This window comes from Nonomuraea phyllanthi (assembly GCF_006334985.2).
In the GTDB taxonomy this organism is placed as follows: domain Bacteria; phylum Actinomycetota; class Actinomycetes; order Streptosporangiales; family Streptosporangiaceae; genus Nonomuraea; species Nonomuraea phyllanthi.
This window is the reverse complement of record NZ_VDLX02000010.1, coordinates 223,105-246,462: the sequence shown is the minus strand read 5'-3', so window position 1 is coordinate 246,462 and position 23,358 is coordinate 223,105. Positions and strand designations below refer to the sequence as shown.

The window sequence follows — 23,358 nt, the reverse complement described above, 5'->3', positions numbered from 1 at the left end:
AACCCACTAAGCTGGCGGCCCGTGACTGAAGTGTCTGCCTTGTCTGCCGTGCCGTCGGGCGCCAGGGATGCCGTGCTCAAGTTCTACTTCGGCCCCATGGACTGCGGGAAGTCCACCCTGGCGCTCCAGATGAACTACAACCACGGGCGGCAGGGCAGGCGGGGCCTGGTGCTGACCAAGCACGACCGTTCGGGCGGCCCGAAGGTCACCAGCCGGATCGGGCTCGGCCTGGACGCGATCGAGGTGGTGGACTCCCTCGACCTCGTGCGGCTGGTCACCTCACACGACCGGATCGACTACCTGATCTGCGACGAGGCGTGCTTCTACACCGTCGCGCAGATCGAGCAGCTCGCCGACCTGGTGGACGAGCACGGCGTGGACGTCTACGCGTTCGGTCTGGCCTCCGACTTCAGGTCGGTGATGTTCCCGGCGGCGCAGCGGCTGTTCGAGCTGGCGGACGAGGTCTGCCGGTTGCAGGTCGAGGTGCTGTGCTGGTGCGGGCGGCCGGGGCAGCTCAACGCCCGGGTGGTGGGCGGGGCGATGGCGCGCACCGGGGAGCAGGTCGTGATCGGCGACACCGACGCCTCGCCCGTGCGCTACCAGGTGCTCTGCCGCCGCCACCACCGCTCCGGCCGCCTCGGCGAGGGCTCCTTCAGCGACGCCGTGGGAGACGCCGTGGGATCAGACCAGGCGGTCTAGGAGGTCTCTGAGCGCGCGGGCGTCGTCGCCCGGCAGAGGGGCGAGGAACGCCTCCTCCGCCGCCTCGACGGCCCGCGTGGCGCTCTCCAGGACCTCGCGGCCGTGGCCGGTCAGCTCCACCGCGTTCTTGCGCCGGTCGTCGGGGTGCGGCCGGCGCGCGACCAGCCGCTTGCGCTCCAGGCCGTCGAGCAGGGCGACCATCGTCGTCCTGTCGATGCCCAGCCGCTGGGCCGCCGCCAGCTGGGACAGCGGCTCGCGCGTGCGCAGCACCGACAGCACCGCGAACTCGCGCCCGTCGATCGCGTACGGCTCGAGCGCCGGCCCCGTCAGCTCCCCGAGGCGCAGGCCGGCGTGCTTGAGCAGGTAACCGAGACGACGTGGCGACACGCCCTCGATTCTCACACGGCCCTCGCATGGCGCGTCTCACACGGCTCTCGCATGGCGCGTCTCACACGGCTCTCGCATGGCGCGGGAACGGCACGTCACACGGCGCAGTAGCCGTCGTCGTCGCAGCCGTCGGCCGGGGCCGCGAGCTGCGTGATCGGCGTCTGCCCCGTGCGCTCGGCCACCTCGTCGATCGCCGCCACGAACGCCTCCTCCGGCTGCGCCCCCGACACCGCGTACTTGCCCTCGAACAGGAACAGCGGCACCCCGCTGATCCCCAGCGCCCGCGCCCTGCCGAGCTGCTCGCGCACCTCCTCGGCGCCCTCGCCGCCGTCCTCGACCCCCACCTCGGCGGCCAGCCCGGCCAGCACGCCGGCGTCGGCGACGTTCAGCCCCTCGCTGAAGTAGGCGCGGAACAGCCGATCGGTCATCTCCTTGCCGAGCCCCTGCCGCCCGGCGACCTCGATCAGGCGGTGCGCCTCGAACGTGGCCGCGTTCACCGCGTTCTCATAGTCCATGTCGAGGCCCTCGCCGGCGGCGGCGTCGGTGACCCGCTGGACCATCTGGCGCGCGTTCGGCCCGAACTTCCGCTCCAGCGCGGGGATCAGCGGCTCGCCCTCGACGGGGGCGTCGGGATTGAGCTGGTACGGGCGCATCGTCACGTCGATCGTGCCGCCCTTGGCGCGGAACCGTTCGGCGGCCTTGGCGAACCTGGCGTGCCCGATGTAGCACCAGGGGCACACGACGTCGGAGAAAATCTCAACCTTCACGTCCATGGGCAACCGCCCGCCGCCCCCGGTGATTCCTCAGCCGGCGGCCAGCTCCTCCAGCCGGTAGGGGAGGTAGGCCGAGTCGTCCACGAGCGCCGACGCGCCGCGCCACCACCCGAACCACTCGCCGCTGCGCCACATCCAGTCGACCCGCTCGATGGCGGCCACGACGTCGCCCGCCGTCCGCCACCGCTCGCCCAGCTGCTCGCGGGTGGCGCCGTGCCGCAGCGCCCAGGCGCGCAGCACCCCCACGGCGGCGTCGGGCACCTCGCGCGCGTAGGGGTCGGGCACCTCGCCGGGCAGCGGGTGCGGCCCGAGCCCGGCCGCCACGCCCCACGCCCACTGGGCCTCGGCGGGGCGGGAGTAGCGCAGGGAGTGGAAGTCGAGGTTGGACCCGAGGTCGTCGTCCGCACGCCGGGCCACGACCGCGTCCAGCCGCCCGCCGGCGTCGAAGTGCACGACCAGCCGCTGCCCCGGCCTGGCACCCGGCGGCAGCTCGAAGCGGTCCTCGGCCTGCCACGAGTTGAGGTCGACCTCGGCGACGGGCCGGCCCCACACCGCGTCGGCGGCGTCGTCGGCGATCCAGGCGGCGAGCATCTCCAGCGCGGTCAGATCGGTCCACGGCTCGATTGCGACCGCCGTGCGCACCACCTCGTCGGGCGAGGGCAGCTTGCCGCCCCTGGGCCGGCCCCACCACTGCTCGCCCAGCTCGCGGGTGCCCACGAGCAGCGCGGCGATGGCGGCCAGCTCGGCCGAGCGCCGGGTGAGCGAGGCGCCCAGGGCCAGGTCAAGGGTGCGCGCGGTCCGCTCCTCGCCGAGCGCCGGGCCCAGGTCGGCGATCAGGGTGCCGGCCGTGGGGCGCTCGTCGCCCAGCAGGTCGCGTACGACCCGCCTGGCCTCGGTCCGTGCGTCTTCCGCGTGTGCCTGCCGCATACCGCCACGCTACGCCTGGAGATCCTTTTCCGCGAGAGCCCCGAACCCGTGCCTGACATGCGGCCCCGGCCCCTGGCGTCAGGGGCTGGGACCGGGCGCCGGGGGTATGCCGCCGGGCACCGGGGATCAGACGCCGGGCGTCGAGGCCGGGACGTCGGAGACCGGACGTCGGCCGTCAGACGCCGGGCGCCGGGGACTGGGCGCCGGGCGCCGGAGGCCGGGCGCCGGAGGCGGCGGTCGAGGGTCAGGCGCGGCGGGGGCGCGAGCCGCGGCCGATGAGCCAGCCCACCGCGACGCCCGTGAGCGCGATGCCCGCCCCCATGCCGAACGACGCGAGCATCACCCACGGCCGGGTCCGCGTGTGCCGCCCGGCGGGCCGCTCGTAGACGGCGCCTCCCACGGGGCTCACCGCCCGACCGGCGGCCCCCACCGGGCTCGCCGCCCCGCCGGCGGCCCCCGCGAGCTCCGGCACGCCGCCACCGGCCTCCGCTCCCACCTGCCCGGCGCCTACCAGCCCGGCACCCGCAGGTCCGGCACCCGCAGGTCCGGCGTCCGGGATCGCGCAGGCGTCGGCCGCACGCAGGTGCTCGTCGACGGCGGCGAAGAACTCGCCCGCCGTCCGCCTGGCCACCGACCCGAGCATCCGCTGCCCGACCCCGCCGATCATCCCGCCGATGACCGCGTCGGCGTCGTAGTCGACCCGGGTCCCGCCGTCGACCTCGCTGAGCCGTACGAGCACGGTGGCGTCCACCGTCCCGGGCGCGCCCTGCCCCCGCGCCCTGAGCGTGAAGCACTCCGGCGCGAGCGGCTCCGCCAGCGCCACCTCCCCCTGGTAGACGCCCTTGACGGACGCGACGCCCGCGTTGACCGTCATCCGGTACGTGTCCGGCCCGGTCTCCTCCAGGCGCTCGCACCCCGGAATGGTGCGCACCAGCACCGCGGGGTCCTGGAGCGCGGCCCACACCCGATCCCTCTGAACGCCGATCACGGCACTACCCGCCACTTTCATGTGGCCACTGTAAACACCAGGGCCAGGCCGCAGTAGCGGTCGGCGCGAGGTGATGTGACCAAGGTCGCATCGCATTGCTCTACGACTTGTAGTACTACTGCAAGTAGATGTACTACAGCTTGTAGAGCTCAGGGAGTCGACGGGGACGATGGACGCACTTGACCTGGCGCGGTGGCAGTTCGGGGTCACCACCGTGTACCACTTTCTGTTCGTGCCCCTGACCATCGGTCTGGGCATCTTCGTGGCCGGCCTGCAGACGGCCTGGCACCGCACGGGGAAGGCCCACTACCTCAAGCTCACGAAGTTCTTCGGGAAGCTGTTCCTGATCAACTTCGCCATGGGCGTGGTCACCGGCATCGTGCAGGAGTTCCAGTTCGGGATGAACTGGAGTGAATACTCCACGTTCGTGGGTGACGTCTTCGGCGCCCCGCTGGCCTTGGAGGCGTTGCTGGCCTTCTTCATGGAGTCCACGTTCCTGGGGCTGTGGATCTTCGGGTGGGAGCGGTTGCCGAAGCGGGTGCACCTGGCGTGCATCTGGGCGGCGGCCATCGGGTCCAACGTGTCGGCGTACTTCATCCTCGCGGCCAACGCCTGGATGAAGCACCCCGTCGGCTACGAGGTCGTGGACGGCAAGGCCAGGATGACCGACCTGTGGGCGGTGCTCACCAACTCCACGGCGCTCGCCCAGGTGCCCCACGTGATCGGGGCGGCGTTCGTCGTGGCGGGCGGTTTCGTGCTGGCGGTGAGCGGTTACTGGCTGCTCAGGACCCGCGCGCCGATGTGGCGCAGCGCCGCGCGGGCGGCGCTGGTCATGACGGCGATCGCGGGAGCGGTCGTCGCGGGCACCGGCGACCACTCCGCCAGGCTGATGTACGAGCAGCAGCCCATGAAGCTGGCCTCGGCCGAGGGCCTGGAGCACGACACGGCGGGCGCGGCGTTCTCCGTGGTGCCCGGCCTGGAGATCCCCCGCCTCCTGAGCTTCCTGTCCACCCACGAGCCCGACGCCGTCGTCCAGGGCACCGAGGACCTGCAGAGCCGCTTCGAGCAGCAGTTCGGCCCCGGCGACTACCGGCCGGACCAGCAGGTCGTGTTCTGGTCGTTCCGCGTGATGATCGTGTTCGGGCTGGCCACGGTGGGCCTGTCGCTGCTGGGGCTCTGGCTGACCCGGCGCAGGCGGGACTTCCCGAGATGGCTGTCGCGGGCCATGCTGCTGGCCCTGCCGCTGCCGCTCCTCGCGGTGACCGCCGGGTGGCTGCTGAGCGAGGTCGGGCGCCAGCCGTGGACGGTCGCGGGCGAGCTGCTCACCGCCTCCAGCGTCTCGCCCGGCGTGAGCCTCGCCGCGGTCGCCACCACGCTGACGGTCTTCACCCTTCTGTACGGCTCGCTCGCCGTGACCGAGGTCGTGCTGCTGGCCCGGCACGTCCGCAAGGGCGTCGAGGAGCGGGCGCCCGAGCCCGCGGCCGAGCGGCTCGAACCGTCGCTGATGTACTGAGCGGATGCACTGAGAGGCACGACCATGATCGATCTCTGGTTCGTCATCATCGCCTTCCTCTGGACCGGCTACTTCGTGCTGGAGGGCTTCGACTTCGGCGTCGGCCTGCTGGCGCCGCTCGTGAGCCGGAGCCCCGCGGAGCGGCGGCAGAGCCTGCAGACCATCGGCCCGGTGTGGGACGGCAACGAGGTGTGGCTGATCACCGCGGTCGGCGCCATGTTCGCCGCGTTCCCCGCCTGGTACGCGGGCGTGTTCAGCTCCTTCTACCTGCCGGTGGCACTCGTCCTGGTGGGGCTGATCGTGCGCGGCGTCGGCCTGGAGTGGCGCGGCAAGGTGGCCGACCCGCGCTGGTGCGACGCCGGCATCGTGGCGGGCAGCGCGATCCCCGCGTTCCTGTGGGGCGCGATCTTCGCGGGCCTCCTCTACGACGGCCTGCCCGCCGCCCTGCTCGGGGGCGCGTTCACGCTGGCGGTGTGCGTGCTGCACGGCGCCGTCTTCCTGGCGCTCAAGACCACCGGCCCGGTACGCCGCCGCGCCCGCGTCGCCGCCCTGGCCGCGGCCGGGGTGGCGCTCCCGGTGGCGGTGGCCGCCCTGTCGGCCCTGGGCTCGATCCCGGCACTGGCCGCCACGGCCGCCCTGGCCGCGGCCACGGCCCTGATCTGGCGCCGCCGCGAGGGCTGGGCCTTCGCCGCCACGGCGGGCGCCGTCGTCCTGACCGCGCTGTCCGTCTTCATGGAGCTGCGCCTGCGGCCGCTGCCCGGCCTGACCCTGGCCGAGGCGGCCTCCGGCCCGTACACGCTGACGATGCTGAGCTGGATCGGGCTGATCGCGCTGCCGTTCGTGCTGGCGTACCAGGGATGGACGTACTGGGTGTTCCGCAGGCGCGTCGCGGTGGCTCACTGAGGAGCGGGCAGCCGCGCCGTGCTGGCGCGGAGGACCACCGTGCCGGCCATCCGCTCGATGCGGCGCCGGCCGCGGGAATGGTCGCGCAGGGCGAGCGCGACGACGCGCTCGCCCATCTCCTCCAGGGGGAGCGCCACCGTCGTCAGGGGCGGGGTCAGGTCGCGGACCACGGAGATGTCGTCGAAACCGGCCAGCGAGACGTCCTCGGGCACGCGGACGCCGTGCTCGCGGAGGGCGGCGAGGGCGCCCACGGCCATGACGTCGGTGGTGGCGAACAGGCAGGTGGAGTCCAGGCCGCGGGACAGCAGCGCGGTGGTGGCCCGGTGGCCGCCCTCCCGGCTGAAGGGGGCCTCGACCACCTCGGCGGCCGGGACGCCCGCCTCGGCCAGCGCCCGCTGGAAGCCGCCCACCCGGTCGACGACGGTGCTGAGCCTGGCCGGGCCCGACAGGACGGCGAAACGGCGGTGCCCCAGCGACAGCAGGGACCGGGCCAGGGCGGCGGCGCCCTGGCGGTTCTGCGGCAGCACCGTGTCCACGCGCAGGCTCCGGTGCCTGCTGACGACGGCGACCCGGCCGCCGGCGCTGAGGTACGGGCCGAGCTCGGCGTCCATGGCGCGCTCCCAGCGCCGGTCCTCGAAGCCGGAGCCGATGAGCAGGATGGCGCGGGCGCGCTGGGCGCGCAGCATGGAGATGTAGGCGATCTCGCGTTCCGGGTCGCGGAAGGTGCTGGCCATCATGACGGGCAGGTCGCGCTCGGCGGCCGCGCGCATGGCGCCGCGGGCGATGCCGGAGAAGTAGGGGTCGCTGACGTCGTGGCTGATGATGCCGACGGTCTGCCACGACGCCCTGACCAGGGCCTGGGCGTGGGCGTTGGGGGTGTAGGCGAGCTCGGACGCGGCGGCCTCGACCCGGTCGCGAAGCTCGGGGCGCACGCGGGCGCTGCCGTTGAGCACGCGGGAGGCGGTGGCGAGCGAGACTCCGGCCGCGGTGGCGACCTGCTGGAGGGTCACGTGGGCACGATCGGTCACACGACCTCCGTAACAGGACGTTAACGACTATTGACCCCTCCGCTACGCGCCGTTAGCGTACCTCAGGAAAGCGCTTTCTGATAGCGCTTTCTCGTATATGGCCTGCTGGCGCGTGGTGGAAGGAGGCCTTCGATCGTGGTCGAGACCGCGGTGAGAACGGCCGCACGGCCCGTGGCGCGGGAGCGGCTGGTGGCGCTGGCCGAGCGTTCCTGGCGCCCGTTCGCCCTGCTGGCCGCCGGGTACGCCATCTGGTGGGCGGTGACCCAGTTCGGGCTGGTCGCCGCCTACAAGCTGCCCTCGCCCGGGGCGACATTCCAGGCGATCTGGAATGAGGTGGGGTACTTCGCGCACCACACCTGGGTGACGACGTTCGAGACCCTGCTCGGGTTCGCCGTGGCGCTCGTCCTCGGCGTGCTCGCGGCCGTGGTCATGGTGACCTCGGCCGAGATCGAGAAGACGCTGTACCCGTTGCTGCTGTTCGCGCAGGTCGTCCCGAAGGTCGCGATCGCTCCGCTGTTCGTGGTCTGGCTGGGCTTCGGGCTGACGCCGAGGGTCGTGGTCGCGGTGCTGATCGCGTTCTTCCCGGTCGTGGTGTCGATGGTCACCGGGCTGAAGTCCGTGGATCCCGAGATGCTGCAGCTCGCCTCCACCATGGGCGCGAGCAAGGTGAAGACGTTCGTCAAGATCCGGTTCCCCGCCTCGCTGCCGCACCTGTTCTCGGGCCTGAAGGTGGCCGTCACGCTCGCGGTCACCGGCGCGGTGGTCGGCGAGTTCGTCGGCGGCAACGAGGGGCTCGGATCGGTCATCCTGCAGGCCAACGGCAACCTCGACACCCCCATGCTGTTCGCGGGACTGGTCGTCCTGTCACTGCTCGGCGTCGTCCTCTTCGTCGCCGTCGAGTTCGCCGAGCAGCTGCTCATGCCCTGGCACGCCAGCCGTCGCGGTGAGACCGTCACCGTCACCTACTGAGAAGGCGCTATGAAGATTCGTATCGTGGGGGCCGGCCTGGCCCTCCTGCTCGCCGCCGCGTGCGGCGGCTCGGGCGGCGACGAGAAGACCACGAGCGCGTCGGGCAAGGAGCTCGGCAAGGTCACGCTCATGCTCAACTGGTACCCGTACGGCGAGCACGCCCCGTTCTACTACGGCAAGAAGCAGGGCATCTTCGAGAAGCACGGCATCGACCTGACGATCCAGGCCGGCCAGGGCTCCCAGAAGACGGTCCAGGCGACCGGCGCGGGCCAGACGGACTTCGGCTGGGCCGACACCCCGGCGCTGCTGAGCGGCGTGAGCCAGGGCGTGCCGGTGAAGAGCCTCGGGGTGTTCATGCAGACGACCCCGGCCTCCGTCCAGTTCTTCAAGGACGAGAACATCACCAAGCCGGCCGACCTCAAGGGCAAAATGATCGCCTCGACGGCCGGTGACGCCCTGACGAAGACCTTCCCGGTGTTCCTCAAGGCCAACGGCATGTCGGAGGCGGACGTCAAGCTCCAGAACACCGACCCGGCCGGCAAGATCGCGGCGGTCATCTCCGGGCAGACGGACGCCCTGCTCGGCTACGCCTCCGACCAGGGGCCGACGATGCAGGACAAGGCGAAGAAGCCGGTGGGCTACCTGCGCTACTCCGACTTCGGCCTGAACTACTACAGCAACGGCCTGCTCACCTCGACCGACTACCTGGCCGACCACGCCGACCTGGCCAAGCGCATGGTGGCGGCGTCGAGCGAGGCGTGGGCGGCGGCGGAGAAGGCTCCGCAGGAGGCGGTCGACGCCATGCAGGGCGCCTCGCCCCAGCTCCCGCCGGCGGCCGTGCTGCTGGACCAGTTCAAGACGACGGCCACGCTGCTGCACACGGACGCCACCGAGGGGCAGCCGCCCGGCGTCAACACCGAGGCGGACTGGCAGAAGACGATCGACACGTTCGCCCAGGCGGGCATGGTGACCAATCCGAAGGCGCCGTCCGAGTACTGGGACGCGAGCGTCGCACCGAAGGGATGACCGTGACGCAGCAGGCGCCCGCCGTCGAGATCGACAAGGTGGCGGTACGGTTCCGCGGCAAGAAGCGCGAGGTGCTCGCGCTGGAGGACGTCACGGTGGACGTGCGTCCCGGCGAGTTCGTCTCGATCGTGGGGCCGTCGGGGTGCGGCAAGTCGACCCTGCTCAAGCTGGTGTCGGGGCTGCTCAAGCCGTCGGCGGGCGCGGTGCGCCTGCTGGGCGGCTCCGTGGACGGGCCCCGGCACGACGTCGGCTTCGTGTTCCAGCGCGCGGCGCTGCTGGAGTGGCGTACGGCGCGCAGGAACATCCTGCTCCAGGCGGAGATGCGCGGGATGCCGGAGCGGGAGGCGGCGCAACGGGCCGGCGAGCTGATCGAGATGACCGGCCTGACCGGGTTCGAGGACGCCCTGCCGCACGAGCTGTCAGGCGGGATGCAGCAGCGCGTCGCGCTGTGCCGCGCGCTGCTCCACCGGCCGCCCGTGCTGCTGATGGACGAGCCGTTCGGCGCGCTCGACGCGCTGACCAGGGAGCAGATGAACGTCGAGCTGCACCGCATCTGGCGCGAGACGGGCACCACGGTGCTGCTGGTCACGCACTCGATCGCGGAGGCGGTGTACCTGAGCAACCGGGTCGTGGTCATGACCCCGCGGCCGGGCACGATCGCCGAGGTCATCGACGTGGACCTGGCCGACGAGCGCGACTACGCGGCGACCATGTCGCTGCCCGGCTTCGCCACCGCCACGGGACGCGTCCGCGAGCTGCTGGGGGCGGCCGGCGGGCACGAGTGAGCCCGTGCCCGCCGGCGCTACCCGACGGTGCGCATCCGCTTCGTCCGGTGGTCGGTGAGGTGGAGGTCGCCGCCGAGCCGCTCCCTGAGCAGGTCGAGCACCTTGCGGCTGGACAGCACCGTCCACAGGTGGCCGACCAGGTGCGGGTTGTACTCGGGGGCGGCGTCCATCCAGCGGTCCTTCTCCGCCTGGGTCCTGAACGTCGTGACGAAGAACTCGCCGTCGGCCGTCCTGCAGTAGCCGGTACGGAGGTCCGCCGCGTCGACCTGCATCCTCGGCGTGCAGCCGACCTTGGCGGACAGCTGCTCGACGGTCAGGGAGGCGCCCGCGGGCTGCCGCGCTCCCGCCGCGACCTGGCCGCCCGCTCCCGCGGACGCGCAGCCCGCGACCAGTCCGGCCAGCAGCGCGAGCGCCGGGAGCGCGAAGGCGGCCGGACGGGGAAATGTCGTCATGTGCGGAAGTACGCAGGCGTGCCCGACCCGGTTCACCGCGGTACGGGCGTCTGGGAGACCCGGTGGTCGGTGAGGTGCAGGTCGCCGTTGAGCGGCCCCTTCAGCTGCTCCAGCACCTCCAGCGGGCCGAGCACGGTCCAGCGCGGGCCGACGAGGTGGGGGTTGTACTCGGGGGCGCGGTCCATCCACTCGTCCTTCAGCTTCTCGCTGGCGAACGTGTTGACGAAGAACTGGCCGGCCTCGGTCTTGCAGTAGCCGGTGCGCAGGTCGTCGGCCTCCACCTGCATCTTGGGCGTGCAGCCGACCTTGGCGGACAGCTGCTCGACGGTCAGCGGCGCGGCGGGCTTCTGGCTGCCCTCTGCTGCGACGTAGTCGCCCCAGCCCCCTGAGGAGCAGCCGGCGACCAGTCCGGCCAGCAGCGCGAAAGCGGCCAGACGTGGAAATGTCGTCATGTGCGGAGGTACGCACTCCGGAGGACCGCGGTTCAGCGCGGCACCCGCGCGTCCCGATCGGGCGCGTTCAACGCAGGATGACGCAGCCGCGCTCGCGCAGCCCGCGCAGCACCTCGGGCTCCCCGTCGAGCTTGTTCCACCGCAGGTCGAGCTTGTCCAGCGGCGGCAGCACCGGCGGCAAAGAGCGCAGCCGGTTGTTGCGCAGGTCCAGATGGCGCAGCCCGGCCGGCAGCGCCTCCGGCAGCTCCCTGAGCCGGTTGTTCCGCAGGTCGAGCACGCGCAGCTCCTCCAGCCCCGCGATCGACGCGGGCAGCCGTTCCAGCCGGTTGCCCTGCAGGTGCAGCTCCCGCAGCCGGGCCAGCGCGCCGATGGAGCCGGGCAGCGACTCCAGCCGGTTGCCGTACACCCGCAGCTCCACGAGCCCGGCCATCCGCCCGATCGACTCGGGCAGCCGGGTGAGCCGGTTGTCGGTGAGGTTGAGGTACGCGAGCCGGTCCAGCCGCCCGAGCTCCTCCGGCACCTCGGCCAGCAGGTTGTCGCTCAGGTACAGGTAGTCGGTGAGGCCGAGGTCGCCGAGCTCGGGCGGCACCGAGGCGAGCCGGTTGTGCCCGAGGTCGAGCATGCGCAGCCGGGCCAGCCCGCCGATCGCGGCCGGGACCTCGGTGAGCGCGTTCTCGGCCAGGTTGAGCGACTCGAGGGCGGTCAGCTTCCAGAGGGAGCCGGGCACCTCGGTCAGGCCGTTCGCGCCGAGGGCGAGGTGGCGCAGGCCGGGGCTCAGCCGGTCGGGGACCGCCCCGACGCGGTTGCCGTACAGGAAGAGGACCTCCAGGTGCGGCGGGCAGCGCGGGAAGGAGGCCAGCTCGTTGCCGTCGAGGTGCAGGGCGCGCAGCGCCGTCAGCCCCGAGAGGTCGGGCAGCGAGCGCAGCCGGTTGCCGTCGAGCCGGAGCTCCTCCAGCGCGGCGAGCCCGGCCACCCAGCCGGGCACCTCGGCGATCTCGTTCCAGGCCAGGTCGATCAGGCGGACGTCGGGCGGGACGGCGGGAAAGGCGGTCAGGCCGGAGGCGGGGGCGCGCACGACGGGATCATCGCATACGGGAGCGCAGGTCGAAGAGCTCGGACGGCGAGATGGGCATGCGGTCGATCGGGAAGCCCTCGGCGTCCTCGATGGCCGAGGCGATGACCGCCGAGACGGGGATCACGCCGGCCTCCCCCGCGCCCTTGATGCCGAGCGGGTTGAGCGGCGAGGGCGTCTCCAGGTGGGCGGTCTCGACGCGGGGCACCTCGGTGGCGTACGGCATGAGGAAGTCCATGAAGGAGGCGTTCACGAGCTGGCCGTGCACGTCGTAGACCATGCGCTCGTAGAGGGCGCCGCCGATGCCCTGCGCCACGCCGCCGTGGATCTGCCCCTCCACGATCATGGGGTTGACCAGCCTGCCGCAGTCGTGCACCACGGCGTACCGGACGACGGTGATCTCGGCGGTGTCCGGATCGGTCTCGACGATCGCCGCGTGCATCCCGGAGGCGAACGTGGACCTGATCGGCGAGTAGTAGTCGCGCCCCTCCAGCCCCGGCTCCTCCCCCTCGGCCACCGGCGGCCGGTCGGGGGAGGAAGTGCCGGAGAACTGGGTCGCCTTCGCGGCCTCGTCGTCGAAGGCGTAGCGCAGCGGGTTGGCCAGCACCGCCACCGTGGACAGCGGGATGGACGCCGACGGCGCGCCCACCACGTGGACCATCCCGTCGGTGATCTCCAGGTCGGACGGGTCGGCCTCCAGCGCGCCCGCGGCGATGCGCAGCGCCTTGGCGCGCACCTTCCGGCAGGCCAGCGCGATGGCGTTGCCGCTGACGACGGCCGCCCGTGAGGCGAACGTGCCCACCGCGTACCCGAATCTGCGGGTGTCGCCGGTCACCACGCTGACCCGCTCGATCGGCACGCCCAGCTCGGTCGCGGCGATCTGCGCGAACGCGGTCTCGTGCCCCTGGCCCTGCGAGGTGAGCCCGGTGGAGACGTGCACCCGCCCGTCGGAGGTCACCTGCACGTGCCCGCCCTCGTACGGCCCCACGCCGGTGCCCTCGACGTAGCAGCCGATGCCGATGCCCCGGCCCGGGCGCCGCTCGAAGGAGTCCCAGCCGATCAGCTCCTTGACCATGCGGAGCATCTCCGGGTAGTTCCCGCTGTCGTAGATCAGCGGCCGGCCGTCCTGGAAGGTCATCCCCTGGTCGTACGGGAACTCGTCGGGCCCGATGAAGTTGGCCGCGCGCACCTCGGTGCGGTCCTTGCCGAGATAGCCGGCGATCTTGTCCATGGTGCGCTCCATGCAGAACACGCCCTGCGGCCTCCCGGCCCCCCGGTAGGGCGTGACCTGCACGGTGTTGGTGTACACGGCGCTGAACTCAACGCGGTAGGCGCCGATCCGGTAAGGGCCGAGGAGCTGCGTCGAGGTGACGATCGGCACGATGATGCCGTACGGCGTGTACGCGCCGTGGTCGTGCAGGATCGTCACGTCGAGCCCGAGCACGCGGCCGTCGTCGTCGAAGCCGGCCCGTACGTACTGCACCTGGCCGCGCTCGTGGGCCGAGGAGACGAAGTGCTCCCTGCGGTCCTCCGTCCACTTGATCTCGCGCCCGAGCGTCATGGCCGCCCACGGCACCAGGACCTCCTCGGGCCACGGGTGCACGATCTTGACGCCGAAGCCGCCGCCCACGTCCGGCGCGATCACCTCGACCTGCGGCAGCGGCAGCTCCAGCGCGGCGGCCACGGCCATGCGGACGCTGGTGGAGGTCTGGGTGCTGGAGTAGACGCGCAGGTCGCGGCCGTCCCATCGGGCGTAGACGCCGCGGCCCTCCAGCGGCATGCTGGCGCTGCGCTCGATGTCGAGCCGGAAGGCCAGCGTGTGCGGCGCGGTCTCGATCGCCTCCCGGGCACCGCGCCCGTCGGCGCCCGCGACCTCCTGGACGAGGTGCGCGCCCACGTTGCCCGGCACGTCCTCGTGCACGAGCTGGGCGCCCTGCACCGACTCCTCCAGGCCGACGACGGGCTTCAGCGGCTCGTAGTCGACCTCGATGAGCGCGCAGGCGTCCTCGGCGGCGTACCTGTCGGCCGCCACGACCATGACCACCGGCTCGCCGACGTGCCTGACGACGTCCCTGGCCAGCGGGTACGCGGTGCGCCCGTGGGTGAGCGCCGGGTGCGGGATGAGCAGCGGCAGCGGCCGGCCGACCCGCTCGGGCAGGTCCTCCCACGTGTAGACGGCGACCAGCCCCTCGACGTCGAGGGCGGGGCCGACGTCGATGTCGCGGATGCGGGCGTGCGCGTGCGGCGAGCGCACGAACGCGGCGGCCAGCGCGTCGCGGCCCAGGTCGTCGAGGTAGCGGCCCTGCCCGGTGAGCAGCCTCGGGTCCTCGCGCCGCTGCACGGGCTCGCCGAACAGCCTCGTCGTCATGCTTCCTCCGCCAGCAGCTCGGCGGCCCGGTGGACGGCCTTGACGATGTTCTGGTAGCCGGTGCACCGGCACAGGTTGCCGGAGATGCCCTCCAGCACCTCCTCCTCCGTCGGCGCCGGGTTCTCCTCCAGCAGGGCCGTCACCGTGCACAGGAAGCCCGGCGTGCAGAAGCCGCACTGCAGCCCGTGGCACTCGGCGAACGCCCGCTGCACCGGCGACAGCCGGCCGCCCGAGGACAGGCCCTCCACGGTGGTGAGCTCGGCGCCGTCCACGCTGACCGCGAACGTCAGGCACGAGCGCACCGGCCGCCCGTCGAGCAGCACCGTGCAGCAGCCGCAGACGCCGTGCTCGCAGCCGACGTGGGTGCCGGTCAGGCCGAGGTCGTGGCGCAGGCAGTCGGACAGCAGGCGGCGGGCGGGCACGGTGACCCGCCGCGCGGTGCCGTTCACGACGAGCGTGATCTCATGCTCCACGGGCCTGTGCCTCCCTGGTCGCGTTCCGCAGCGCCCGCTCGGCCAGCACGCCCACGAGGTGGCGGCGGTAGGCGGCCGAGGCGTGCACGTCGCCGTCGGGTTCGGTGCGCTCGCTGACGATCCGCGCCGCGTCGTCGGGGCTGCCCGTGACGTCCACGACGACCGGCACGGGGCCGACGCCGATGCAGGCCAGGCGGGCGGCCTCGATCGCGCCGTCCTCGCCGAGCGTGACGACGGCGCAGACGCCGGCCAGCGCGTAGTCGCCGTGCCGCCGGGTCACCTCCTCGAAGGCGCCTCCCGTACGCGGCCCCAATGCCGGGAAATATGCCGACACGGCCAGTTCGCCCTCCTGGACCGCCGACTCCATCGGCCCGACGAAGAACTCCGCCGCACCCACGTCCCGCTCCGGCGCGCCCGCCCGGGCCAGCCGTACGGAGCCGCCCAGGACGGCCAGCACCGCGGGCAGCTCGGCCGCCGGGTCGGCGTGCGCGAGGCTGCCCACCACGGTCCCCCGGTTCCTGATCACGGGGTGGGCGACGAGCTTGAGCGCCCGGACGAGCAGCGGATGGACGCCGGCCCGCTCCACCTCCGCGTGCCTGACCGCCGCGCCGATCCGGACCCCGTCAGGAGCCGCCTCCATGACGGCCAGCTCGGGGACGCGGTTGATGTCGACCAGGTGCTCGGGGGCGGCCAGCCGCATGTTGAGCATCGGGATGAGGCTCTGGCCCCCGGCCAGCACCTTCCCTCGCACCTCGGCGAGCGTACTGAGCGCCTGGCCGAGGTCGCGAGGGGCGTGGTACTCGAACGGCGGTGGCTTCACCCGGCCTCGCTCCCGACGGGGGCGGGCTCGCGCGTGCGGCCTCCGGCGATGGCCCGCAGCAGGTGGTAGCCGCCCAGCACCACGACGGTGCCGAGCGCGATCCCCTCCAGGGTGAAGTCGCCGCCGATGAAGTGGCTCACAGGTCCGATGGCCAGAATGATGCCCGCGCCCGTCGGAACCATGTTCACGGGATCGGCGAAATCCACCCTGTTCTCGATCCAGATCTTGGCGCCGAGCAGGCCGATCATCCCGTACAGGATGACCGTCACGCCGCCCAGCACGCCGCCCGGGGTAGCGGCGACGAGCGCGCCGAACTTGGGGCACAGGCCGAACAGGATGGCGATGATCCCGGCGATGTAGTAGGCGGCGGTCGAATAGACCTTGGTGGCCGCCATCACCCCGATGTTCTCGGCGTAGGTGGTGGTGGGCGACCCGCCGACCGCGCTCGTCACCACGGTCGCCACGCCGTCGGCCACCACGGCCCTGCCCACGTACGGGTCGACGTCCGTCCCGGTCATCTCGCCGACGGCCTTGACGTGGCCGACGTTCTCGGCGATGAGCGCGATGACGGCGGGCAGCACCAGCAGCACGGCCGAGGTCTTGAAGTCGGGGGCGTGGAAGTCCGGCAGCCCGAACCAGTCGGCCTTGGCCACGGACTCGAAGCTCACCCGGTCGTGCGGGGCGGCCGTCGCCACGCAGTACGTGCCCTCGACCGGGCAGGCCGCCCCGGCGGCGTCACGCAGGTTGATCCCCGGCAGCACGGACGTGATGGGCCCCGCGAGCCTGTCCAGCACCCACGACAGCAGGAACCCGGCCACCAGCCCGACCAGCACCGCGACCCGCCCGACGAACCCCTTGAACAGCACGATCACGAGGAACGTGATCACCATCGTGACGAGCGCCATCCAGTGGTCCTGCGGCCAGTAGACGTCCGCCACCACGTACGCCAGCCCGAACCCGATCAGCATCACGACCGCGCCCGTGACCACGGGAGGGAACACGCGATGGATGATCTGCACGCCCAGGAAGTGGATGGCCAGCCCGGCCAGCGCCAGCACGAACCCGGCGACCAGGATGGCGCCGGTCACGACCGCGTCCGCGCCCGCCGTGTCGCCGCCCGCGGCCGCCCTGATGGCGAACACCCCGCCGACGAACGACGCGCTGGTGCCGAGGTAGCTGGGCACCTTCCCTTTCACGATCAGCAGGAACAGGATCGTGGCGACGCCCGACATCATCACGGCGACGTTCGGGTCGAGCCCCATCACCAGGGGGAAGACGAAGGTCGCGCCGAACATCGCGATCACGTGCTGCGCCCCGAAGCCCACCATCCTGGGCCAGCTCAGCCGCTCGTCGGGTCTGACCACCTCTCCGGGGGCCAGATGCTTGCCGTCACCGTGTTTGGTCCATCCCAAAACCATGAGAGCCCCTCTTGTGCTGGGCGTTGCGCTGGGCCGGCGGCACGTTCCGTTGCGGGCACATTAGGCCCGCCGGCACGCTCCTACACGGGCATGATCTGCCAAATTCGCGGCCAGAGCCAGTGAAAGCCGCGCGCACCCGCGATCGACAGGGGCCGCGCGGTGATCACCCTGGTCTTCGTCCCACGTTCCTGATCGAGCTCTCTGATGGTGTGGATGGCCGCGCACAGGTCGGAGTCGGCCGACACGAGCATGGCGACATCCACCTTGCCGGTCGCCACATCCGCCACCATGGAGGTGCCGAGCGCCACGTCGGGCTGCTTCTCCGCGTAGGTCCGACGCGTGTCACCACAAGCACGGCAGCGGACCGTCTGCTCCTGATACTTGCCCATGACGACAGTCGACATAGACGCCCACCCGCTCGGTTCTCGGATTCGACTTGTCGCGCACCGCCATCACGCCCTAACATGGAGTCACCCGCCCGGGGGTACGTTCCCGGGTTCTACGGCCCTCGACTGGGGGCCGTTTCTTTTTGCCAGCGATCCGATGTTAGTAAACATCAGGTAATCAAGCCGTCACATTCCGTGAATACTCCCAGCTAGACCACCCTGATCGAGAAGCCCTCGCCGCTCACCACCTGCCCCGCGCGGATCTTGGCGCGCTTGCGCAGCTCCACCTCGCCGTCCACCAGCACCAGACCCTCGGCGACCATCTGCTTGGCCATCCCGCCCGTCTCTGTGATCCCGCAGTACTTCAGCAGGTCACACAGCGGGATGTAGTCGGAGCGCAGTTCGAAGTCCACGGCACCCCACCCTAGATGCCCCGCATGCGCAGCACGTGCAGGGCCAGGGTCAGGTTGAGGCGCAGGTGCGGGTCGTCGGTGAAGTTGCCGAGCAGGCGCTCCAGCTTGCCGATCCGGTAGCGCAGGGTGTTGTAGTGGAAGTGCAGCCGCCGGGCCGTCTCCGCGACGTTGAGGTTGGTCTCCAGGAGCACCTGCAGGGTGCGGCGCAGGTCGGCGTTCTCCGCGTCGTCGTCGGAGGCCAGCGGCCCGAGCGTCTCGCGGACGAACGCGTGCAGCTCGTCCGTGTCGTTGACCAGCGACAGCAGGCGGTAGACGCCGAGCTGGTCGAAATGGGCGACCGCGCCGGGGCCGTGCAGCTGGCGCCCCACCCGGGCCGCCTTCAGGGCCTGCGAGTACGCCTCCGGCAGCGTCTCCGCCCCCGGGCTCGGCCGGGAGGTGCCGGTGGAGAACGTGGCGGGCGGCACGTCGGCGAAGGCGGAGGCCGCGTCCTTGGCCAGCCGGGTGGCGTCGATGCCCGCGTCCACCACGGCCACCACCTCGTGCGAGAAGCCCGCGACCGCGCCGCGCGGGTCGTGCCGCCGCAACGCCGCCGTCCAGCAGGTCACGAGCCGGTCCTGCGCGCTGCGCTCGTCGCCGTCCGGGTCGAGCTCGGCCACCAGCACCGTGACGGTGCGCGCGAGGTCCCAGCCGAACGCGCGGGCCCTGGCCGTGATCCGCTCCGCCGTGCCGGCCCGCCCGGTGAGGACGTCGCGCAGGAAGTCGGCGCGGTACTTGCTCTCCACGGCGTTGACCGCCTCCTGCCGCGTCACGACGAGCGCGGCGACGGTGGCGGCGCGTTCGAGGATGCCGACGTCGCTGTCCCTGATCGCCCCGGATGGGCTGTAGGCGACGATCCTGCCGTGGTGGTGGCCGCCGGCGAGCACGGGCACCGAGGCGAACGACCGCGCCCGGCCGGAGGCGGGCGTGCGGGGCGGGCCCTCTCGGGAGATCGACTCGCGCAGCACCGCCACGTGCTCGGCGGGACCGGCGGTGGCGAGCACGCGGCCGGAGCCGTCCACGGCGGCCACGGACACGTCGAGCAGGTGGGCCACCTCGGCGGCCACCTCGTTGAGCCCGCCGCCGGCCAGCACCACCTGCACCAGCGCCCGGTGCGCCTCCTCGGCGCGGGCGAGGACGGCGGCCTGGCGGTTGAGGATGTCGGTCAGCACCTGGTTGAGGATGTCGTCGAACCCGACGTCGTTCGGCAGCAGGATGAGGGGGAAGCCGAGCCGGTCGGCCTGCTCGACCATCTCCGCCGGCAGCTCGTCCACGTAGCGCCCGAGCTTGATGGCCAGCGCCGCCAGCCCGCGCTCGTCCAGGTCGGCCACCAGCCGCCCGAGCGACTGCGGCGTGTTGCGCAGCGGGTAGCCGGTCGTCAGCAGCAGCTCGTGCGGCTTGACCCAGGCCAGGATGTCGGGCACCTCCATGACGTTCAGCCGCTGCACGATGCGGCCCAGCCCGCTCTCCCCCGCGATCAGCCTGGCCTCGGCGAGGGTGGAGACGCCGAGCACCTCTCCTACGGAAACACCGTGAATGATCGTCCCGGTGCTGGCGAGACGGACGGGGGGCTCCATGTGGACGATTGTGACTCGCGAAGCCGTCTGTCAGGAAGAGCCAACCTTCCCGCTGACTGTTGGCAAATTTACCCGTACGGAGGGTTCCCGGGCCGTTCTACGGTCAGGTCCAAGGTCGGATGGGAGGCCAGGTGACCGTCAGTACTCATGCGCGGCGTACCCGCATCCACGTCACCGGGGCGGCCAGTACGGCGGTGCGCCCCGTGCTCGAGGCGCCGCGCCGTCCGGCCCGCGTGCTGGCCGTCTTCCCGTCGGGGGTGTACCTCCAGGTCAGGACCGAGCTCGAACCGTCGGTGATCGCCGTCATCACGGGCACGGCCACCCGGCTGCCCAACTCGGTGCTGCTGGCCGGCCCGCTGCCGGGCGTCACGGTGGGTGAGGACGCCTCGGTCGGCGAGCGCACCGTCGAGCTGGGCCCGCTGAGCCTGGGGGTGCGCCGCTGGTGGGACCCGGCGCCGCCGCTCGGCCAGGTCGAGCGGGCACGGCTCGAAGACGCCGCGACCCGGCTCGGCGACCCGCCGCGTCCGGGCCTGGCGGGCAACGCCGACGTCGAGCTGCTGGCCGTCAGCTGCGCGAAGGGCTGGCTGCTGGGGGCGGTGACGGCGGCCGAGCAGCTCGTCGGCCTGGGTCCCGGGCTCACGCCGAGCGGCGACGACGTCCTGGCGGGCCTGCTGGTGACGCTGCGCCACCTGGGCGCGGCGGCCGGGGCGGAGCGCGCGGTCTGGCTGGCGGGCTGGCTGGCGGCGACCGTGACGTACGACGCGGGCTCGCGTACCACGCCGATCTCGGCGACGCTCCTGCACTGCGCTGCCAGGGGCGAGGCCAGCCCCGAGGTGATCGCGGTGCTGCGCGGCATCGCCGGCCGGCAGGCGCTGGAGCCGGCGCTGCGCCGGCTGCACCGCCTCGGCCACACCTCCGGCGCCGACCTGGCCCAGGGCATCGCCATCGGCGTGGACGCCGTCCTCGCGCTGGGCGGGCCCCGATGAGCGGTGCGGGGGGCCCGATGAGCCCTGCGGGGGACCCGATGAGCGGTGCGGGCGGCCCGGTGGGCGCCGCGCAGGACCCGGCGAACTCGGACACGGTCCTGGTACGGAAGGGCGCCTACCACGACTCCGTCACCCTCATGCGGATCAGCGGCGCGCTGACGGCGCTGCCGGGGGTGGCGGCGGCCATGGTCGCCATGGGCACGGAGCTGAACCTCGGCATCCTGCGCGACCTCGGCTTCTCGGTCCCGGCCGCCGACCCGGGCGACCTGCTCATCGCCGTGCGCGCGCACGACCCCGGCGCGGCGGTCGAGGAGGCCGAACGCCTGCTGAGCTCCGTACGCCCGCCCGACGGCGGCTCCGCGGAGCAGCCCCCGCTTACCACCGGCTCGGCCGCCAGGGGCGGCGCCGACCTGGTGCTCGTCTCGACGCCGGGCGAGCACGCCTTCGCCGAGGCCCAGGACGCCGTGCGCGCCGGGCTTCCGGTCATGATCTTCAGCGACGGCGTCCCCGTGGCCCAGGAGCGCCTGCTCAAGGAGCTGGCGGAGAGCACGGACGTGCTGGTGATGGGCCCCGACTGCGGTACGGCGGTGATCGGCGGCGTCGGCCTGGGCTTCGCGAACGTCCTCTCGCCCGGCCCCGTCGGGGTGGTGGCCGCGTCGGGCACCGGCGCGCAGCAGGTGACGTCCCTGCTCGACTGGGCGGGCACCGGCGTCAGCCACGTGCTCGGCGTGGGCGGCAGGGACCTGTCGGCGGAGGTGGGCGGCCTGTCGACGCTGCGCGCGCTGCGCATGCTGGACGACGACCCCGCCACCGAGCTGATCGTGCTCGTCTCCAAGCCGCCGTCCCCCGGCGTGGCGGCGGCCGTGCGGGAGGCGGTCGGGCGGCTGCGGACGCCGGTGGTGCCGGCGCTGCTGCCGGAGACCGACCTCACGGAGGCGGCCGAGCGGGCGCTGCGGACGCTCGGCAGGCCCGTGCCCGAGTGGCCGTCCTGGCCCGCCTGGTCGGGCAGGCAGACCCGGGCCAAGACGATCAAGGGGGTCTACTCCGGCGGCACGCTCGGCGCGGAGGCCGCGACGGTCGCCGGGCAGGGCGAGTTCGTCGACTACGGGGACGACGCCTACACCAGGGGGCGGGCGCACCCCATGATCGACCCGACCCTGCGCGTGGAGGCGCTCGCCCAGGCCCACGAGAGCGAGCTGGTGCTCATGGACGTCGTGCTCGGCCACGGCGCCGACCCCGATCCGGCCGCCTCGCTCGCGCACGCCGTCGCCCGCACCCCCGCCACCGTCGTGATCGCGCTCGTCGGCACCGAGGGCGACCCGCAGGACCTGCACCGCCAGGCCGCCGCCTTCCGCGAGGCGGGCGCGGCGGTCTTCACCTCCAACGCCCAGGCCGCCAGGCACGCCAGGAGCCTTCTGTGAACCTGCTGTCCGCCCACCCGTCAGCCGGGCCCCGCGTCATCACGGTCGGCGCGGGCCTGCTCGACGAGGCGCTGCGGGCGCAGGCCGTCCAGACCGTGCCCGTGAGCTGGCGCCCGCCGCTGCCCGGCACCGCCGATGCCCTGGCCAGGGTGCTCGCCGACCCGCGCAGGCAGGCCGCCAACGAGCTGGCCGTGAGCAGGCTGACCTCCGCGCGCCCGCACCTGGTCGGCGTGCGGCGGGCCGCGGAGATCCTCCCCGAGGGAACGTTCCTGCACGCGGGCCCGCCCATCACCTGGGAGCGCGCCTCGGGGCCGCTGCGCGGCGCGCTGATCGGCGCGATGCTGCTGGAGGAGCTGGCGGGCGACGAGCGCGACGCCGCGCGCAAGCTGGCGGCCGGAGAGGTCGAGCTGCGGCCGTGCCACGAGCACGCGACCGTCGGCCCGATGGCCGGCGTGGTCAGCCCGTCCATGTGGGTGTTCGAGGTACGCGACGAGGAGCACGGCGGCACCGCGTACTGCTCGCTCAACGAGGGCCTGGGCAAGGTCCTCAGGTACGGCGCCTACGGGAGCGAGGTGCTGGAGCGGCTGCGCTGGATGGACGCGGTGCTCGGCCCGGCGCTGAAGGCGACGCTGGAGCGCACCGGGCCGGTCGACCTGCGCTCGCTCATCGCGCAGGCCCTGCAGATGGGCGACGAGCTGCACAACCGCAACCGCGCCGCCACCTCGCTGCTGCTGCGCGAGCTGGCGCCCGCCGTGGTCGAGGCCGCCCCGGGCGACGCCGCGGCCGTGCTGCGCTTCGTCAACGGCAACGACCACTTCTTCCTGAACCCCGCGATGGCCGCCGCCAAGGTCAGCACCGACGCGGCCCGCGACGTGCCCGGCTCGTCCCTGGTCGTCGCCATGGCGAGGAACGGCACCGACTTCGGCGTCCAGCTCTCGGGGCTGGGCGGGCGCTGGTTCACCGGCCCCGCCGGGGTGCCCGACGGGCTCTATCTCGGTACGTACGGGCCCGGCGACGCCAATCCGGACATCGGCGACTCCACGATCACGGAGACGTCGGGGCTGGGCGGGTTCGCGATGGCGGCCTCGCCGGCCATCGTGCGGTTCGTGGGCGGCGAGGTGTCCGACGCGGTGCGGGCCACCCGCTCGATGTACGAGATCACGCTCGCCGAGCATCCCGCCTACCAGATCCCGGGGCTCGGCTTCCGCGGCACGCCGGTCGGCATCGACGTGACGCTCGTCGCCCGGACGGGCCTGCTGCCCGTCGTCAACACCGGCATCGCGGGCCGGGTCGCGGGCACGGGGCAGGTGGGCGCGGGCCTGGTCAGGCCGCCGGTGGAGGCGTTCACCGCCGCGCTGGCGGCGCTCGCCGAGCAGGCCGCTGAATAGCGGCGTCACCACAGGTCAGCGCGCTTGTCAGGAACGCTCCAGCTTCCCTTGCGGAAAAGCCGCCGATATCGTAACGAACCACTTTGAATTGCTCGCGG

The 23,358-nt window shown here is 72.8% G+C and carries 24 protein-coding genes; 9 read left to right on the top strand and 15 right to left on the bottom strand.

From position 1 onward, the window contains the following. Positions 1 to 21 precede the first annotated feature (21 nt). Entirely contained in the window at positions 22 to 699 is a 678-nt protein-coding gene (locus tag FH608_RS26890; RefSeq protein WP_226899936.1) for a thymidine kinase, read from the top strand. On the opposite strand, the gene FH608_RS26885 is transcribed toward FH608_RS26890, so the two are convergent. The 4 genes from FH608_RS26885 to FH608_RS26870 form a co-directional block, all read right to left on the bottom strand. Beyond that, positions 682 to 1,086 (bottom strand): MarR family winged helix-turn-helix transcriptional regulator, encoded by a 405-nt coding sequence (locus FH608_RS26885; RefSeq protein ID WP_226899935.1) that lies wholly within the window; start codon positions 1,084 to 1,086, stop codon positions 682 to 684. The genes FH608_RS26890 and FH608_RS26885 overlap by 18 nt on opposite strands. A gap of 95 nt (positions 1,087 to 1,181) precedes the next feature. Beyond that, the gene (locus tag FH608_RS26880) at positions 1,182 to 1,859 is read right to left on the bottom strand and encodes a DsbA family oxidoreductase (protein WP_139633376.1); all 678 of its coding nucleotides are present in this window, start codon (positions 1,857 to 1,859) and stop codon (positions 1,182 to 1,184) included. Between the two features lie 30 nt (positions 1,860 to 1,889). Then, positions 1,890 to 2,786: a hypothetical protein gene (locus FH608_RS26875; RefSeq protein ID WP_139633375.1), complete on the bottom strand. Its 897-nt coding sequence runs from the start codon at positions 2,784 to 2,786 to the stop codon at positions 1,890 to 1,892. A gap of 244 nt (positions 2,787 to 3,030) precedes the next feature. After that, positions 3,031 to 3,795: an SRPBCC family protein gene (locus tag FH608_RS26870; RefSeq protein WP_139633374.1), complete on the bottom strand. Its 765-nt coding sequence runs from the start codon at positions 3,793 to 3,795 to the stop codon at positions 3,031 to 3,033. Between the two features lie 148 nt (positions 3,796 to 3,943). Here FH608_RS26870 and FH608_RS26865 point away from each other — a divergent pair, with 148 nt between their 5' ends. Further along, complete coding sequence (locus tag FH608_RS26865) at positions 3,944 to 5,287, top strand: cytochrome ubiquinol oxidase subunit I (protein WP_139633373.1); 1,344 nt, start codon at positions 3,944 to 3,946, stop codon at positions 5,285 to 5,287. A 24-nt stretch (positions 5,288 to 5,311) separates the two neighbouring features. Next, positions 5,312 to 6,190, top strand: coding sequence for a cytochrome d ubiquinol oxidase subunit II (cydB, locus tag FH608_RS26860; protein ID WP_139633372.1), 879 nt, complete (start codon positions 5,312 to 5,314; stop codon positions 6,188 to 6,190). Here cydB and FH608_RS26855 read toward each other — a convergent pair. Next, the gene (locus FH608_RS26855; RefSeq protein WP_226899934.1) at positions 6,184 to 7,218 is read right to left on the bottom strand and encodes a LacI family DNA-binding transcriptional regulator; all 1,035 of its coding nucleotides are present in this window, start codon (positions 7,216 to 7,218) and stop codon (positions 6,184 to 6,186) included. The genes cydB and FH608_RS26855 overlap by 7 nt on opposite strands. Positions 7,219 to 7,353: 135 nt before the next feature. Here FH608_RS26855 and FH608_RS26850 point away from each other — a divergent pair, with 135 nt between their 5' ends. From FH608_RS26850 to FH608_RS26840, 3 genes are read left to right on the top strand one after another with little or no spacing between them, the layout of a single operon-like run. Next, on the top strand, positions 7,354 to 8,187 hold the full coding sequence (locus tag FH608_RS26850; RefSeq protein ID WP_226899933.1) for an ABC transporter permease: 834 nt from the start codon (positions 7,354 to 7,356) through the stop codon (positions 8,185 to 8,187). A 9-nt stretch (positions 8,188 to 8,196) separates the two neighbouring features. Further along, the gene (locus FH608_RS26845) at positions 8,197 to 9,213 is read left to right on the top strand and encodes an ABC transporter substrate-binding protein (RefSeq protein WP_139633370.1); all 1,017 of its coding nucleotides are present in this window, start codon (positions 8,197 to 8,199) and stop codon (positions 9,211 to 9,213) included. Between the two features lie 2 nt (positions 9,214 to 9,215). Continuing rightward, positions 9,216 to 9,998: an ABC transporter ATP-binding protein gene (locus FH608_RS26840; protein ID WP_226899932.1), complete on the top strand. Its 783-nt coding sequence runs from the start codon at positions 9,216 to 9,218 to the stop codon at positions 9,996 to 9,998. Positions 9,999 to 10,015: 17 nt separating this feature from the next. On the opposite strand, the gene FH608_RS26835 is transcribed toward FH608_RS26840, so the two are convergent. The 10 genes from FH608_RS26835 to FH608_RS26790 form a co-directional block, all read right to left on the bottom strand. Further along, complete coding sequence (locus tag FH608_RS26835; RefSeq protein ID WP_139633368.1) at positions 10,016 to 10,450, bottom strand: hypothetical protein; 435 nt, start codon at positions 10,448 to 10,450, stop codon at positions 10,016 to 10,018. Positions 10,451 to 10,482: 32 nt separating this feature from the next. Continuing rightward, the gene (locus tag FH608_RS26830; protein ID WP_139633367.1) at positions 10,483 to 10,902 is read right to left on the bottom strand and encodes a hypothetical protein; all 420 of its coding nucleotides are present in this window, start codon (positions 10,900 to 10,902) and stop codon (positions 10,483 to 10,485) included. A gap of 67 nt (positions 10,903 to 10,969) precedes the next feature. Beyond that, on the bottom strand, positions 10,970 to 11,977 hold the full coding sequence (locus tag FH608_RS26825; RefSeq protein WP_139633366.1) for a leucine-rich repeat domain-containing protein: 1,008 nt from the start codon (positions 11,975 to 11,977) through the stop codon (positions 10,970 to 10,972). A gap of 7 nt (positions 11,978 to 11,984) precedes the next feature. Continuing rightward, positions 11,985 to 14,342: an aerobic carbon-monoxide dehydrogenase large subunit gene (cutA, locus tag FH608_RS26820; RefSeq protein ID WP_139633365.1), complete on the bottom strand. Its 2,358-nt coding sequence runs from the start codon at positions 14,340 to 14,342 to the stop codon at positions 11,985 to 11,987. Beyond that, entirely contained in the window at positions 14,339 to 14,815 is a 477-nt protein-coding gene (locus tag FH608_RS26815; protein ID WP_139633364.1) for a (2Fe-2S)-binding protein, read from the bottom strand. Before FH608_RS26815 ends, cutA begins: the two co-directional genes overlap by 4 nt. Beyond that, positions 14,805 to 15,635, bottom strand: coding sequence for an FAD binding domain-containing protein (locus FH608_RS26810; RefSeq protein ID WP_139633363.1), 831 nt, complete (start codon positions 15,633 to 15,635; stop codon positions 14,805 to 14,807). Before FH608_RS26810 ends, FH608_RS26815 begins: the two co-directional genes overlap by 11 nt. Beyond that, positions 15,632 to 17,053 (bottom strand): uracil-xanthine permease family protein, encoded by a 1,422-nt coding sequence (locus FH608_RS26805; RefSeq protein WP_139633362.1) that lies wholly within the window; start codon positions 17,051 to 17,053, stop codon positions 15,632 to 15,634. Before FH608_RS26805 ends, FH608_RS26810 begins: the two co-directional genes overlap by 4 nt. Positions 17,054 to 17,133: 80 nt before the next feature. Continuing rightward, a complete protein-coding gene (locus tag FH608_RS26800) occupies positions 17,134 to 17,457 on the bottom strand; it encodes a PIN domain-containing protein (RefSeq protein WP_139633361.1) in 324 nt (107 codons plus the stop codon). A 191-nt stretch (positions 17,458 to 17,648) separates the two neighbouring features. Then, on the bottom strand, positions 17,649 to 17,852 hold the full coding sequence (locus FH608_RS26795) for an RNA-binding S4 domain-containing protein (RefSeq protein ID WP_139633360.1): 204 nt from the start codon (positions 17,850 to 17,852) through the stop codon (positions 17,649 to 17,651). Positions 17,853 to 17,863: 11 nt separating this feature from the next. Then, entirely contained in the window at positions 17,864 to 19,465 is a 1,602-nt protein-coding gene (locus FH608_RS26790) for a PucR family transcriptional regulator (protein ID WP_139633359.1), read from the bottom strand. Positions 19,466 to 19,596: 131 nt separating this feature from the next. On the opposite strand from FH608_RS26790, the gene FH608_RS26785 reads away from it, so the two are divergent. Genes FH608_RS26785 through FH608_RS26775 form a run of 3 tightly spaced genes read left to right on the top strand, consistent with a single transcriptional unit; the run spans position 19,597 to position 23,260 of the window. After that, on the top strand, positions 19,597 to 20,451 hold the full coding sequence (locus tag FH608_RS26785) for a DUF2877 domain-containing protein (RefSeq protein WP_226899931.1): 855 nt from the start codon (positions 19,597 to 19,599) through the stop codon (positions 20,449 to 20,451). 17 nt (positions 20,452 to 20,468) lie between these two features. Next, positions 20,469 to 21,872: an FdrA family protein gene (locus FH608_RS26780; protein ID WP_226899930.1), complete on the top strand. Its 1,404-nt coding sequence runs from the start codon at positions 20,469 to 20,471 to the stop codon at positions 21,870 to 21,872. Further along, a complete protein-coding gene (locus tag FH608_RS26775) occupies positions 21,869 to 23,260 on the top strand; it encodes a YlbE family protein (RefSeq protein ID WP_226899929.1) in 1,392 nt (463 codons plus the stop codon). Before FH608_RS26780 ends, FH608_RS26775 begins: the two co-directional genes overlap by 4 nt. The last annotated feature ends 98 nt before the right edge of the window (positions 23,261 to 23,358 follow it).